Below are 16,140 nucleotides of genomic sequence, written 5' to 3' on the forward strand. Positions count from 1 at the left end.
CGATTGTTCTGGTTAAACTCTAGGAACGTGGCCAATATCAGTTGACCACTACAATTGGGCTGCCGCTGATCTACCTGTTGTCGAAAAGCTTCAAGCAACCTTCTAAGGAATAAGTAAATGGATTTAAAGGCGGGTTGGGATGGAACCTGGCAAGAGTTTCTTCAAGTTGATAAAGCAGTTTTTATCAATGAACTTATTTCTTTTCACACGAGTCTCGACTGGGCTCAAGAGCTAGAACCCACCCAACGTTTTGCATGGGAAACCGAATATGACTTAATGAAATCGATGCTCGGTCATGTCGTTAGGGAGTCTAACGTTAACCCTGAGACTTGTTGGGTCGCCTTTGAGCAAGAGCTGATAGGTGAGGGTGGAAAGAGAGCAGCAGACGTCAACTTGGTTCTACCTACGGGAGACTTGTTTGTTGTTGAGTTCAAACATAAAACGGAAGCCTCAGAGCATGAGATCCTTCGTGCGAATTCAGATTTGCAAACCATGCTTCGTTACCACAATGAATCGATAGGTTTGGTAGGGCATGGATTCTTAGTATTAACAAAACCTGGTGCAAAGGGGTTCAAACATTCAGACGTTGTTTGTGAGATAGCAGACAAAGGCGATGCTCCTTTATTGACGAATCAATTGGTCACATCGCTGAGACAGACAAGCAGTTATGATGTCCTTCGTTGGTCTAAGGGCGAGTTTTATCGCCAGCCAAGCATACTGCACGGAACTGCACAGGTATTTTTTGATGCCAAAATTCCCACATTAAAAACGTCGGCAAGTGAAAACATCGAGGAAGCAAGAGATGCTCTTCTAACGCTCTATCAGCAAGCTAAGGCCAAGCTAAAACGTTACGTTGTAGTCGTTCATGGACGTCCTGGAGCGGGGAAAACGCTCTTGGGGATTAGCACAGTGGCTTCAGTAGCTCGCAATGACAGTGTTAAACAGAGCGAGCCTATCTTTCTATCCGGTAATGCCCCGTTAGTGCAAGTACTTCAACACACGTTAGATTTTTACGGTAAGCGAAAAGGCAATGATGTACTAGGCCGGATTATCGACGGGCGGGTCATGATCGAAGACCTACATATTTTCAAAAAGCACATCAAGAGTTCATTTGGATTGCGTCAAGAAACCTTTGTTGTGTTTGATGAGGCGCAGAGAGCTTGGGAGAAGGCAAGCCCTAGAGATTCAAAGTCACCCTCGGAACTAATGCTATTTTGCAATTGGCTATCTCAACAACCTTTTGGTGTATTGGTTCTTCTGGTTGGTGATGGGCAGGCTATTCATCGTAATGAAATGCAGTTAGATCAAATGCTAGCGGATCTCGATGTTGCCGTTAGTGCGCAAGATCGAAGAGTGACGCCAGTAATGCCTTCATTGCATGCCGATAAGATGAAGCTTATCAGTCCAATCAAGAAGGACGTCTTTAATCTAAAGACACCGATTCGCCAGTCATATACCGAAGACTTAGATAAATGGATTGAAGCAGTTCTCTCTAATAACCCAGTGCGGGCACGTGAAGTTTGCTTAACCATTCAAGCTCACTATCCACTGTGTGTCACACAAAGCAAAGATTCGGCCGAAGGTTACGCATCTGAGTTACAAAACACTTTGCATGAGGGAAATTGTAAACCTGACGCTTTTAGAAGTGGCTGGTTGATGTCGAGCCGTGGTGGCAAGTTCATCGATGAAGTACAAAAAGTCAAATTTAAGGCAGGAAAGAACATTGGCCCGTGGTACGTAGAGCCTCCAAGTTCTAAGAACTCATGTTGTCGATTTGAGGCTGCGTGTACTGAGTTTAGTTGCCAGGGTTTAGAGTTGTCTTTGGCGCTGTTTAATTGGGGGAACGACTTGCTATATCGAGATGGTCTACTCGTTCTGTCCGAGGACAATCGTCATCGTCGCCAATACGACCATTACACAGAAGGGAGTTATCGAGTACTACTTAGTCGAGGTCGTAGTGGGCTAGTGATTAAGTGCGATGATGATGAAAGTTTCGAATACTTAAAAAACTGTGGAATGCGTGTGATCTAATTTACTTTTTTAAGATGCAATTACGGAATGTCATTCCCTAAGGTTGATGTTTATGACTTAGAACAGCTTTTAATTGGATTATTCATATTATTATTCAATGGTTTGCTTAGTTTGTAGTCTGAATGTCATTGCCATTCTTAATGACCAAGCTGGGTTTTGACTTTTTAAGACGAGAGTGGGGTAAGAATGAGCCGACAAAAAAGTCTAATTGGCTGGATAGATTTTTCATCTACAGAACGAGAACGCGTATCTCAAGTACTCTCAATGTTACAAGAGAAAGGTACACTTGATGAGTTGGGTATAGGACAAATCAGGGATGCTTTTGCCGATCAGCTTTTTCCGGGTTTTTCTACTATCCAAACCCGCGCTAAGTACTTTGTCACTATCCCCTATATATTTCATGACTACCGTAAGTTAGAGCCTAATGAGCGGCCTCTTCTGGCTGAATACATTAGCCAGCAAGAAGATAAATTAGCTAGATGCCTAGTCGAAAACCATCAACATGATATGCCTGATGGGATCATAGGAAAAGATAGCCTAGAGAAAGGGGTGGCTCGTAAACCTTCTTCCGTCTACTGGAATGGACTACGCCAGTTATCCATCGCTAAAACAGAACTGTCTTTAAGAGAGTTTGTTAATCAGTACCAAGAGCTAGCAAACAATAAAAGCGAAGTCCATATCGACGACGATGGGCAGCATTCTGATATTGCGCAACTGATGACGAAACCCGATGGTTACCGTGAATCTTGGTTAAACCAAGTATCAATAGAACTTACACGTAAAGAAGCTGATTTCCTCAAAAATAAACTACAGCTATCGAGTAAGATTGAACATAGTGTCCCCGCTCAATTATTCACGCACAACCTTGTTGGCGAAGCTCTGCAAGTGGCTGACATGCTCACTAAGGGGGCATGGCAAGCCGAAGGCCTTTATGAAAAGCTAAAAGACTCGCCTATTTCCGATCAAACGAAAACATGTTTTGAAAACGCGCTGGAATTTAGTTTTGTTCTTGAAGGCGCGCATATTCGTTACAACATCCTCATAGCCCAACGAGCCAAGAATATCGAACAGATTGAACAATTAAATGAAGAGTTTGATGTTTGGTTGAACCAAGCTCATAAACAGCCTACGAGCTTTGAACAGCAGAGCATCGACAACTGGTATGAGTTTGCTTTCGGACCACATAAAAGCGCAAACAATCGCACACGTCAGTTTATCGAAAACTGGTGTACCTTGATTCGCGAGAATGTCTCTGTCGATAAGTTGGATGCATGTGTGAAGCAGCAAGCGGTAGCAAATAAAGGGGCACGGTGTTTGCTGAAAAAAGCCCTCAGTGAAAACCAAAAGTGGGTTGGAATGCGCAAACTAGAATTTCGTTGGCCTTCTGCCAGAGTCATTTTACAAGATATCCAGGAGGGGCTAGATGTTAGTGCCGGATAAAAATCGCTTAGATTATGGCGAACAGCTTATCGCTCCCGAAGGTTATGAGCTTACTCATGCTATCGCAACGACGTATAGCTTGGACTTGAATACTTTACTGACAGTGCCTATTGCCATGTGTTTTGGCCATACCTTAGAAGGTTCGGTTGAGCACATGAGAATTGCGCTGTTGGAAGCGTTAGGAATGTTGGGAGATAAACTTACGGTTTTCTACCAACAAGGCAATATTAAGTTGCCAGATAAGTACAACAGCTTATTTGGCTTGTTGGAAAGCAGTCTTATTCCAGTAGTTCCAAACGCAGGAGAGTCGAACTCTGCGTTTTCATCATTTCATCCAAAACTGTGGTTACTTCGATTTGAAAGCCCAAATGAAAATCAAAACGTAAAATACCGTTTGATAGTTTTATCACGTAATTTAACTTTTGATCGAAGTTGGGATCTTAGCGCTGTAATTAACGGAGAATCAAGAGGGAAACGAAAACCAGCCAATCGTCCGTTGATTGACTTTTTTGATGAGGTTTACAGTAGTTCATCAACGAAATCATTTGACGATATGATTGACCCACAAGAGTTAGTTAGAGTGCTTTGGGATAAGCCAGATAACATCAGTGAACTCGGTTTTCTCTCTACCATTTTTGATGAGAGCAACAAACGACAGCACCCAATCCATCTAGAACATGGTAATCAAACCATGCTTGCGGTCTCTCCTTTTATTAGGGGGGGTGGCAAAGTGGGAGCTTTAGACTGGCTCAGTACCTTTGCTCCTGATGACCAACGTTACTTATTTAGCCGCAAAGAAGAGCTCGACATGGCTGGTGAGAAAGTCTTGGATGGTTGGCACTGTTATGCACTTAACGAACACCTCATCGATGCAGAAGAAAATGAGGAAATGGACCAGTCCCCATTTGTAGAGAATGACCTCAATTTACATGCGAAGCTATTGGTTGTAGACGAAACTGATTCCACTTCGAGCTGGCACCTTGGCTCGGCGAATACAACTCAAGCAGCTATGGGAGATGCCTCTGATCGCCCGAGAAATAGTGAATTCATGCTTCGTTTAACGGGATCTAAAGATCAAATTGGTGTTAATTCATTGATTGAACAATGGGTTAATGAGCACGGAACTGGCTTATTCACAAAGCATGAGTTCAGCGAACTAGAACAAATTGAAGAAGAAGACTCTGATCGAGTCCTCCGTCTATTAGAGTTCAGCCTAATTAAGACTGATTGGAAACTTGAAGTTGATACGAACGGTGACGATGAATATCAGCTGACCTTAAAGGGGACTCAGGTTGATATTCCGTCGAATTTTGAGGTTAAGGTTTCTACATTGAGCGCGTCTCAGCCTCGTCCACTAGCTCGTGAAGTTATCTGGGACGGTCTTAAACCTTCCCAAATTAGTGCGCTAATTCACTTTGAAATATCAGAAAACGATTCAGTGGCTAAGAACTTAGTCGTTCAAGCTCAAATTACGTTTAATTGTAACTTGGATCGTGGAAAGGCAATTACCAATGAATTACTTGAAAATCGCGCACAGTTTATGAGTTATATCGCGATGCTGTTACATATCGACCCAAGTAAGCAAGATTTGATGAACAGTTTGGAAAAAGGGGGCGTTGAGGGGGCTGGTAATGTGTTCTTCACCAAAGACAGCGTGATCTACGAAAAACTGATGCGAGCAGCTGCGTTAAGTCCAGAGTTGCTTGAAAGAATTGATCGTTTGCAAGCGCAAGTCGATGAAAGGATTATTCCATATGAGTTCAAGACGTTATGGGGCGTGTTCTCATCATTTGTGCCATCCAAGTAGTACTTCATAAATAGTCGTAAGAATAAGAAGATAATTAAGTTATGACACACGAGATTGTAGAACAACTAAACGGTGTATTAGCGGGTCTTAAGGACTTTCAAAAGGCAACCGTTGATCAGACTATTAATAAGTATCAACTAGCTGAACATAGCCATCGAATACTTGTTGCTGATGAGGTGGGGTTAGGAAAAACTATCGTTGCCAAAGGTGTCATTACTCAATTACTGAAAAGGCATGTTGGGTCCAATACGACTAAACCGATGCGTGTCATCTATATATGTTCCAATCTTGCATTGGCAGATGAGAATCGCCAAAAGCTGGCGCTCTTTAATGGCGAAGATGCAAAGCGATGGGTAAAGCCATCAACATTTGGGCGTCTGGTTGAACTGGCTCTCAAGCCCAAACATTCAGAAATAAACGATGAGCACGTAATTGAAGTGTGTACATTAACACCTTCGACTTCCTTCACATTAACAGCGGGGGCGGGTAACTGTCGGGAAAGAGCGATCTTAGCTGTTCTGTTGTCTCAAACGACTAACTTATGTCAAGTCGTGAAACCAGTTCGTGAGCTATTCAAAACCAACCAGATTACCAGAGAGGGTCGATGGGAAGAGGAATTGAGTTATTTGGAACAGAATTTTGATACAGATCCGTTAGTTGTATCTCAGCTTGAAAGCCGCTTGACTATGCCTTGTGAATCTAGAGTGTTAAACGAACGCTTTGCATCACTTCAAGAGGCTGTACTCTTCCTCGTTAATTGTTGGATTGAAGACTCAGGTGAAACCGATGAAACTAGCCATCTATTTTACCATTTTAGAGTGGAAATTCGTCGACTGGTGGCGCGTTGTTGTGCTGGAAGCTTGCAAGCAGACTTGTTCATCCTAGACGAGTTCCAACGTTTTCAATCGTTAACAGACCAAAGCTCAGACTCTGAAGAGTCATTAATTGCTAGGCAGGTATTTAATGATAAGGGCGAAACCAAAAAGGAAAAATCCAAAGTACTTTTGTTATCGGCAACGCCTTTTAAAGCGATGACGACAATTAACGATGAGGACGATGAAAGCAGTCATCATGAACAACTGCATAAGTTACTAGATTTTTTATCACACAATGACGTGGATTTTGTCTCTCAATACGAAATGAGTCGTAATCTTCTTCATGATGATATGTTAACCCTGTCTTCAGGCTCTTCAGATTTTGAATCTATAAGTGATACCAATGCACGTTCAGTCGAAAAGTTACTGCGGGAGTATATTGCCAGAACCGAACGAAGCCAAATTAGCAAAGGTTTTGAGCAGCTTATTCATTCCAATGAACTATGTTGTGGTTCTGACTTTAGTGTTGAAGAAGTCCAAGGTTACCGAGCGATTGAAGCGTTAAACACAGTGCTGCCTAAGGGGCGTGGAGGTGTATCTCTTATCGAGTTTGCTAAGTCAGCACCTTGGGCTGTCTCTTTCCTAAATGGTTATGCCTTCAAAGAACTGTACCATCGCAATATCAATAACCCTGATGTACGGAAGCTACTTAGAAAGTCCCGAAGCAGCGAGCAAACTCAAGCTTGGTTATCTCAAAGCGATGTTCAAAACTATAAATTGAACGTTGAACAAAGTGCCCCGAACGCAAAGATCAAAGCGTTAAGTAAAGTGATTTTCGAAGGTTCGCCGGAGAACTTGCTTTGGTCCCCACCTTGCAAACCTTACTACCAATTTGACGGTGTATTTAAAGGGAATGAGAGTTTTACTAAGACGCTGCTATTTTCATCGTGGGCGCTTGTGCCAAAGGCTTTAAGTTGCCTGTGGTCTTATGAGGCTGAACGTCGAGTAATAAAAGGGAAGGGTAAGAGGCCGCAGTACCATAGTGATAAAAATTCTTCACCTTTACTTCGGTTTGAAGGGAAATCAACTCTCAACGTATGGCATTTACTTTATCCTTGTAAATCGCTAGCCGACGTGTCGTATTTGGGTGAGAGCCTAGATGAGGTATTGGCTCAACAAACCACATTGATTCAGAGCAAATTATCCGGTTTAAAGCAATACGAAAGTGATGACAAGACAAATAGCGATTGGTATGTACTCGCACCTATGCTGCTGGATCGACAAGCTGGGAAGATAGATCATTTCGAGAATTGGTTAGAGGTGATTGAGTCTCGCTTGAACACAGAAGGCCGTATTAAGCATTTTGCCAAAATTAAGCAGTACTTTGAGGGGAGTGAACCATTTTCTCTAGGTAAAATGCCTGATGACTTAGCCAAAGTGCTGGCATATTCAAGCTTAGCTAATCCTGCTACCTGCGCGATGAGGACCATTCAAGCGCTATGGTCAGAAGGCATATCTGAATTAGATTTGGTTAGTTACTCTGTTCAATTTGCGGAGCTTACAACCAGACTGTTCAATCATGAATACGCTATTCCCATTGTGAAACGTAACGTTAAACACACTCTGCTGTCTGGACAGACGGCTTCACCCGCTTGGTATAAGGTCTTGGTCTATTGCGCACATGGTAACTACCAATCAATGTTGGATGAATACTGTCACTTACTTGCGACATCAGGCAGTGATGTTCATGCCGCAACAAGTAAGCTAGAGCATGCCATGGGAATACGAAGTTCATCCGAGCAGGTTCACTTCTGGGAGAATAGAACAAAAGCGAAAGATAAATGTTCATCGTCTATGCGTTGTCATTTTGCTGTTCCGCTCGGTAATCAAAAACTCAATGATGATAGCGGCTTGAAACGAGTAGTGAGCGTACGTGACGCGTTTAACTCCCCATTCCGACCATTTGTGTTGAGTTCGACATCAATAGGTCAAGAAGGGCTTGATTTTCATTGGTATTGCCGTCGAGTCGTTCATTGGAATTTACCCAACAACCCTATCGATATTGAGCAACGAGAAGGGCGGGTGAACAGGTATAAGTCGCTTGTTGTTCGTCAACGTATAGCAGAAAACTACACTCCAGATTTTGGTAACAAAGCGGATGTTTGGGAGCAGCTATTCGCTCAAGCAGCCAATGATGATGTGAATAAAACGAGTGACTTAGAGCCGTACTGGTTTACTCCTAATGGGAAGGCTCAAATTGAGCGAATTGTGCCGACTTACCCAATGAGTAAGGAAGTTGCTAAATATGCTGAAGTTAAAAAAATACTGGTGCTCTATCGCTTAGCATTTGGACAACCGAGACAGCAAGAGCTCTTGGAAAGCTTCACAGCCTGCGATATAGAAAGTGAAGAATTTAATCGAGTGAAGAACTCGTTAATCATCGACCTTGCCCCTTTGAATGCTATTTGATTTTTCTCCACCAGCGAAAGCTGGTGGGGATTTGTATTTTTTCTATGCACTCAGTCTTGTATTGAGTTATTTCACATTGCTGATTCCCCAATTTTCCCATATTCTCTCACTATTAATTCTGATGAATAAAACCAACATGAGATAACACTCTGAATGGTAGACCAAATTTTAACCTTGAAAGAGGTGGCTGCTTACCTAAAGTTGGCCGAAAAAACAGCATATAGATTAGCAAGCGAAGGAAAGCTTCCTGGTTTCAAAGTCGGCGGTTCTTGGCGCTTCAAACGTGAAGACCTTGAAGCGTGGATAGAAGAGAATAAGAGCAAGCAATGACATTAATAAATCTCAAAGACTTAGAAGCGCACCTTTGGCATGCGGCCCACATCATTACGGGGCCTATTGACGCTTCAGACTACAAAACCTACATCTTCCCAATCCTATTCTTTAAGCGCATCTGTGACGTTTACGATGAAGAATTCGAAGAAGCGTTGGAGCAAGTGGGTGATGAAGAGCTTGCGAAAGGCGATATGTTCCACCGTATCCAAATTCCAGCTAACTGCCATTGGAAAGATGTATTTGCAGAAACCAAGGATATCGGCCAAGCCTTAAAAGATTCATTCCGTGGCATTGAGCTAGAAAACCCACAGCTACATGGCATTTTTGGTGATGCGAGCTGGACTAACAAAGAGCGTCTGTCAGACGAACTGCTATCGACATTACTCAACCATTTCAACAAGGTGAACCTTGGCGTATCGAGTGTGCGTAATGATGATATGGGCCGTGCTTACGAATACCTCATCAAGCGCTTTGCCGACAAAGCGAACAAGAAAGCAGGTGAGTTCTATACGCCACGTACTATTGTTCGCCTTATGGTTAATATTCTAGACCCACAAGCGAATGAAAGTGTATATGACCCGGCTTGTGGTACAGGCGGTATGCTGCTTGAAACCATTCACCATGTTAAAGAGAACTCTGGCGACCCACGTCTTCTAAAAATCAAAGGTCAAGAGAAGAACCTGACCACCGAAGCTATTGCTCGAATGAACTTGTTCCTACACGGACAAGAAGACTTTGAAATCGTTCGTGGTGATACACTTCGAGACCCTAAATTCCTGAAAAATGACCAACTAGAAAACTTTGACTGCGTAATCGCAAACCCACCATTTAGTTTAAAAGAGTGGGGTTATGACTATTGGACAAGTGATCCATATGGCCGAGCAAACTTTGGTTTAGCGCCAAAAACGAACGGAGATTTTGCTTGGGTACAGCACATGTTTGCTTCATTGAATGATGAAGGACGCATGGCGGTAGTGCTGCCACATGGTGTGCTTTTTCGTGGTGGTGCAGAAGGTAAAATTAGAACCAAGCTATTAAAAGAAAACCGCATCGTGGCGGTAATCGGTGTGGCTTCAAACCTGTTCTACGGCACGAGTATCCCTGCTTGCATTCTAGTTTTGCGCAAAGCAAGACCAGAGGAGCATAAAGACCATGTGCTGATTGTAAATGCGGAAGAGGTCTTCACCAAAGGACAAGCACAAAATACTATGTCGGAAAATCAAGCCGATGAGATCTATGATATCTATCAGAAGATGCGTACCAAAGGCCCTATGGCAGACGACATTGAAGGTGTTGCACGTTGGGTGCCACATAGCGAGATTGAAGAGAACGATTTCAATTTGAACATCGCTCGTTATGTACAAAAGCCGCTAGAAGAAGAAACCATTGCCGTTGAAGAAGCATTAAAAGATTTCCAGCAAAAATTAGCCGCCTTAGAAGACGCTGAACAAGAGTTAGAAGCCTTGTTAATCAAAGAGGGTTTTGAGCTATGAATAAAAACAAATTAGAAGATCTACTTTGGGGTGCTGCCGAGTTCCTGCGTGGGCAGATTGATGCGTCTGATTACAAGCAGTACGTCTTCCCATTACTGTTCTTTAAGCGTCTATCGGATGTATATCTAGAAGAATATAACGAAGCACTCGAGCTGCACGAAGGTGATGCTGAATACGCTGCGATGTCGATGTACCACCGTTTCGATATCCCAGAGGAAGCAAGCTGGGAGAAAGTTCGCAACACTAGCAAAAACATTGGTGAAGCGATTCAAAATGCCCTGCGTTTGATTGAAGCAAAGAACGAGCGTTTGCACGGTGTATTTGGTGATGCGCAGTGGACCAACAAAGAGCGCTTGCCAGATCACTTGCTATCAGACCTTATTCAGCATTTCAGCAAAATCCCACTAGGCATTAAGTCTGTTGCTCAAGATGACTTGGGCGAGGCTTACGAGTACCTGATTAAAAAATTTGCGGATGACTCAGGCCATACGGCTGCTGAGTTCTATACCAACCGTACTGTTGTGCATTTAATGACCCGTATCATGAAGCTTAAGCCTGGTGAGAGTGCGTATGATCCAACTTGTGGTACAGGTGGAATGCTGCTTAATGCGGTTATGGATTTACGCTCGCAAGGTGAAGAGTGGCGTGGAGTTCATTTGTACGGCCAAGAAGTAAACCTGCTAACGTCTGCAATTGCGCGTATGAACATGTTCTTGCATGACATTGAAGAGTTCGACGTCATGCGTGGTGATACCTTAGGAGATCCTAAGTTTATTGAGAATGATCAACTTAAACAGTTCGATGTTATCTTTGCTAACCCGCCGTATTCCATCAAAAAATGGAACCGTGAAAAGTTCGCCGCTGACCCGTATGGCCGCAATATGTACGGCGTGCCACCACAAGGTTGTGCTGATTACGGCTTCTATACCCATATCATCAAGAGTTTGAAACCAGAGACTGGCCGTGCAGCAATGCTTTGGCCTCATGGGGTGTTGTTTAGGGAGGCGGAAAACAGTATTCGACAAAAGGTTGTAGAGTCAGACGTTATAGAGGCTGTAATTGGCTTAGGCCCAAACCTATTTTATAACTCACCGATGGAATCGTGTGTTGTCATATTGAATAGTAATAAGTCAGTTGAAAGAAAGAATAAAATACTATTCATAGATGGAGTACAAGAAATTGTACGAGAGAGTGCATTCAGTTGGTTATCAGAAAATAATATATTTAAGTTAACGGAGTGTTTCAATAAGCCAGATGAGTATTCTGCTATAGCAAGGGTTGTAGAACTTAGAGATATTCGAGAGAAAAATTATAACCTCTCTATTCAGCTATATGTTGAACCTGAGCGTACAATAGACGAACGTGATATTTATAATATTGTGGAAAGTTGGAATGCTTCGCGTTCAAAAACAAAAGTATCATGTAGAAAAGTTGTGTTGAGTACAGTAAAAGAATTTGACGTATCGTTGGATAATAAAATATGAGAGACGATAACAAAGTGATTGTGAAGTTTGGAGATGTAGCAAAACAGCTTAAAGAATCCGTTGACCGAGACAGCAATCCTTTTGAGCGATATATTGAAGGCGGTCATTTAGACTCTGATTCATTAAGAATTAAACGCTGGGGTGTTTTTAATGGAGACTATGTTGGTCCTGCATTTCATCGAGTGTTTCGTAAGGGCAACATACTTTATGGTTCACGAAGAACTTATCTTAAAAAGGTTGCAACTGCGGAGTTTGAAGGCATAACGGCAAATACAACATTCGTTATTGAAGCCAAGTCGAATGATGATTTTGACGGTAGGTTGTTACCTTTCTTAATGTTGACGGATAGTTTTACTAGATATTCTGTTAGTAAATCAAAGGGCTCGACCAATCCTTATATTAACTGGAAAGACCTAGTTAATTTTGAATTTGTTCTTCCATCAAAGAAAGAACAAATAAAGGTTTATAGAATCCTTCATAAAACAGAACAAATACTTCTTGATACGGAGAAGGCTAAAAATCACCTAGTGTCATTAAAAAGAAGTGTGGAGCGAGATCTTTTGCTGGGTGGAAATGACTTTCATTCATTATTTGGCACTTCTGAAACGATTATTCCTCAAGGATGGAAGTTAGTTAAGCTGGGTGAAATCCTAACTAGAGTACAATACGGCTCCTCTGATGCGTTGCATCAAGATGGAGTAACTCCGGTTCTTAGAATGATGAATCTGGAAAATGGAAAAGTGACCGACACTGACTTAAAGTACTCCAAGCTAAGTAGCAGTGGTCTAAAAGATATTATCCTGAAGAAAGGAGATATCTTATTTAACAGAACAAATAGTATGGAATGGGTTGGAAGAACTGCTCTATTTAATCTTGACGGTGATTTCGCATTTGCATCTTATTTGCTTCGACTTAACTTTGATTCGAATGTTACTACACCAGAGTTTATTAACCGTGTATTGAATCATCCTTTGGTGCAGTATCGACTAAAAGCTTATGCGACGCCAGGAGTAAGCCAAGCAAATATTAACCCTAACAGCTTGAAACAGCTGCCAGTTGTTTTGCCACCACTATGCGATATGGAGAAGACGGAAAAACAACTAAAAGACTACGATGCTGCAATACATGAGCTCGAACTTAAAATAGAAAGTGTTAAGAGAATTCAAGAGTACTTTAGAGAGAGCTTATTAGAGGACTGATTTAGGATGTTTAACGAACAAACCGTCACAGAAAATGGAATCATTGACCGTTTAAAAGGCTTAAACGGAGTAAAGTGGAATTATTGCCATGGTGAGAGCTTACTCAAGCAAACTCACGATATCTTCGTTGATACGTGGCTCAAGGATGCGCTTTGTTCGTTAAACCCTGATATTGGCAAAAATCCCGATTATGCAGATGAGGTGATCTACAAACTTCGTGGCTTGATGTTGGAAGCCAAGCACACGGGCTTAGTCAAAGCCAACGAGAACTTCCATGAATGGTTGATGGCAGAGAAAAGTCTACCGTTTGGTGAGAACGGCGACCATATCACTATCAAGCTAATTGACTTTGATACCCCTGAAAACAACCATTTTGTTGTAGCGCAACAGGTCCACTTTATTGCAGCTACAGAAGTGTTCTTTGATATCGTTCTCTACGTTAACGGCGTTCCATTGGTGGTGGGGGAAGTAAAATCCGCCACTCGTCCAAGTGTTACTTGGCAAGATGGCGCTGCTGATTTTATGGGCGGTCAAAAGCACTACTGGAAAAATGTTGAGCCCTTCTTCGTGCCAAACCTTCTGTGTTTTGCTTCTGAAGGTCGCACCTTTGCTTACGGTGCTATTAATGCGCGAGTGAAAGACTGGGGACCTTGGCACAAAACCGATCAGCGAGATGAGATTCCAGCTAGCTTAGCTACCGTACTTGATAGCTGTGAAGGTTTGTTAAACCCAGAAACCTTGCTGCAAATGCTAGAATCATTCGCGTTGTTCTCAACGGTGAAGACAGGCAAAGACACGCCACCTAAACGCATTAAAATCTTACCGCGTTATCCGCAATTTGAAGCCGCAAAGCAAATTGTTGAACGTGTAAAAAAAGGCTATCCGAAGAAAGGGCTTATCTGGCACTTCCAAGGTTCGGGTAAGTCTTTGCTCATGCTTTATGCCGCTCGCATGCTCCGAGCGGACAACAAATTGAAAAATCCAACCGTGTTAATTGTGGTAGACCGTCGAGATCTCGATAGCCAAATCAATGAAACCTTTGGTGGAGCGGATGTTAAAAACCTCATCAAAGTACAAAGCTGTAGAAAGCTTGGTGAGCATATTGAACAAGATAGTCGCGGCATTTTGATCACCACAGTCTTCAAGTTTAAAGACGTCGAAATCGATGAGAGCAATGAAAACGGTTTAAACAGTCGTGACAACATTATCGTGCTGGTGGATGAAGCGCACCGTACTCAAGAAGGTTCGCTCGGCGACAAAATGCGCTGGGCGCTACCTCATGCTCATTTCTATGGCTTAACAGGTACGCCGATTTCTGGTATCGACCGCAATACCTTCAAACTTTTTGGCGCTGAAGAGGATGAAGGGCGCTATATGAACCGCTACAGCTATAAGCAATCCATACGAGATAAAGCAACCAATGCAGTGAAGTTTGAACCTCGTTTGGCTGAGCTTCGTGTAGATCGTGCCGCGATTGATGAAGCCTTTGAACAAATGGTCAAAGACAACGACCTGGATGATGATGAGAAAATGGCGTTGTCTAAACGTGCTGGCCGCTTAGCGATTATGTTGAAGGCGCCAAAACGCATGGCGGCAGTAAGCGAAGATATTACCAATCACTTTGTAAGCCATGTAAAGCCAAAACAGATGAAAGGTATGGTGGTTGTTTATGACCGAGATGCATGTGTTCAGATGTATTACTTACTTGGCAAGAAATTAGGATTTGATGCGGTTGAAGTGGTCATGAACGTCGACCAGGCACCGATCAAAGATGAAGATGCAAGTAAGAAAGGAAAGGTCAATAAAGACTGGCGTAAGTGGAAGCAAGACCTTGAGCTGCCTATCAAAGAGTCCGACTTTGAACGTTGGCAAGAGATTGATGGTAATGACCAAAAGCAGAAGAGCCTGATTGAGGATTACAAAGATCCTAAACAACCACTTCAATTGCTGATTGTTACCGCAAAACTGTTGACTGGTTTTGACGCGCCTATCTGTTACTGCATGTACCTAGATAAGCCATTACGTGACCATACCCTGTTGCAGGCGATGTGTCGTACTAACCGTTTGTACGAGACGGACAACGTTAGTAAGCAAATGGGCCTCATCATTGATTACTTAGGCGTGTTTGAGAACTTGCGTACCGCACTCGCTTACGATCCTGAAGAGATCGACGGCGTGGTAGAAGGTATCGAGGCTTTTAAAGAGCTCTTGCCAGCTCAGTTAGACAAGTGTTTAAGCTTCTTCCCTAATGTCGACAGAACCATCGATGGTTTCGAAGGTATTATGGCAGCACAAGCTTGCTTACCGACCAACGAAAAGCGCGATGAATTTGCAGCCTCTTTCGGTGTATTAGCGAAGTTATGGTCTGCGATTAACCCAGATGCTTTCCTTACACCTTACAGAGCTGGTTATAAGTGGCTGGTTCAAATCTATGAATCAGTTCGTCCAGTAGGTCAGACAGGCTCTCTCGTGTGGGCTGCGCTAGGTCCAGAAACTATCAAAATGATTCACGAGCATACCGATATTAATCGTATTCGTGATGATATTGATGAGTTGGTTATGGATGAGCACGCTATCTTCACGTTGACGGAGAAAGAACAAGAGAAGCGCGCAAGCCAGCTTGAAATCGATCTAATGGGCCGTCTACGAGGTAGCGGTAACCCGCAGTTCGTAGCATTAGGTGAGCGCTTAGAGAAATTACGCCAGGATTATGAAGCAGGCGTAATCAAAGCTATCGATTGGTTAAAAGGTCTACTTGATACAGCTAAGGATACCGTTCAAGCCGAACGTGAAACGGGTGATTCACCAGTGACCCAAGAAGACAATAAACAAGCACTAACCAAACTGTTCTTAGAAACTCGCCCAGAAAGCACACCAAAGCTTATCGGTGATGTTGTGGAACAGATAGACAAGATTGTAAAAGCCAAACGCTTTAAAGGCTGGCAGAGCTCGAACAGTGGCCCGAGAGAGATTCAAAAAGCATTATTGCTGACACTTGCTCAGTTTGGTTTAGGAAAAGATAAAGAACTGTTCGCTAAGGCGTACGGTTATATTGAGGAGCATTATTGA

The 16,140-nt window shown here is 42.8% G+C and carries 9 protein-coding genes; all 9 read left to right on the forward strand.

The features are described from left to right. Positions 1-117 precede the first annotated feature (117 nt). The 9 genes from A6D97_RS00675 (at position 118) to A6D97_RS00715 (ending at position 16,140) form a co-directional block, all read left to right on the forward strand. Complete coding sequence (locus tag A6D97_RS00675) at positions 118-2,031, forward strand: DNA/RNA helicase domain-containing protein (RefSeq protein ID WP_065583605.1); 1,914 nt, start codon at positions 118-120, stop codon at positions 2,029-2,031. 186 nt (positions 2,032-2,217) lie between these two features. Next, complete coding sequence (locus A6D97_RS00680) at positions 2,218-3,471, forward strand: DUF6361 family protein (RefSeq protein WP_065583655.1); 1,254 nt, start codon at positions 2,218-2,220, stop codon at positions 3,469-3,471. Beyond that, positions 3,455-5,278 (forward strand): phospholipase D family protein, encoded by a 1,824-nt coding sequence (locus tag A6D97_RS00685; RefSeq protein ID WP_065583606.1) that lies wholly within the window; start codon positions 3,455-3,457, stop codon positions 5,276-5,278. Before A6D97_RS00680 ends, A6D97_RS00685 begins: the two co-directional genes overlap by 17 nt. 41 nt (positions 5,279-5,319) lie before the next feature. Further along, on the forward strand, positions 5,320-8,562 hold the full coding sequence (locus tag A6D97_RS00690; protein WP_065583607.1) for a helicase-related protein: 3,243 nt from the start codon (positions 5,320-5,322) through the stop codon (positions 8,560-8,562). 153 nt (positions 8,563-8,715) lie between these two features. Then, entirely contained in the window at positions 8,716-8,892 is a 177-nt protein-coding gene (locus tag A6D97_RS00695; protein WP_009842282.1) for a helix-turn-helix domain-containing protein, read from the forward strand. Next, a complete protein-coding gene (locus tag A6D97_RS00700) occupies positions 8,889-10,388 on the forward strand; it encodes a class I SAM-dependent DNA methyltransferase (RefSeq protein ID WP_065583608.1) in 1,500 nt (499 codons plus the stop codon). Before A6D97_RS00695 ends, A6D97_RS00700 begins: the two co-directional genes overlap by 4 nt. Further along, complete coding sequence (locus A6D97_RS00705) at positions 10,385-11,872, forward strand: class I SAM-dependent DNA methyltransferase (RefSeq protein WP_065583609.1); 1,488 nt, start codon at positions 10,385-10,387, stop codon at positions 11,870-11,872. The genes A6D97_RS00700 and A6D97_RS00705 overlap by 4 nt, the downstream gene beginning before the upstream one ends. Next, positions 11,869-13,071, forward strand: a complete 1,203-nt coding sequence (locus A6D97_RS00710; protein ID WP_065583610.1) for a restriction endonuclease subunit S — start codon at positions 11,869-11,871, stop codon at positions 13,069-13,071. The genes A6D97_RS00705 and A6D97_RS00710 overlap by 4 nt, the downstream gene beginning before the upstream one ends. Before the next feature lie 6 nt (positions 13,072-13,077). After that, positions 13,078-16,140 (forward strand): HsdR family type I site-specific deoxyribonuclease, encoded by a 3,063-nt coding sequence (locus A6D97_RS00715; protein WP_065583611.1) that lies wholly within the window; start codon positions 13,078-13,080, stop codon positions 16,138-16,140.

Source organism: Vibrio sp. ZF57, assembly GCF_001691235.1.
Taxonomy (GTDB): domain Bacteria; phylum Pseudomonadota; class Gammaproteobacteria; order Enterobacterales; family Vibrionaceae; genus Vibrio; species Vibrio crassostreae_C.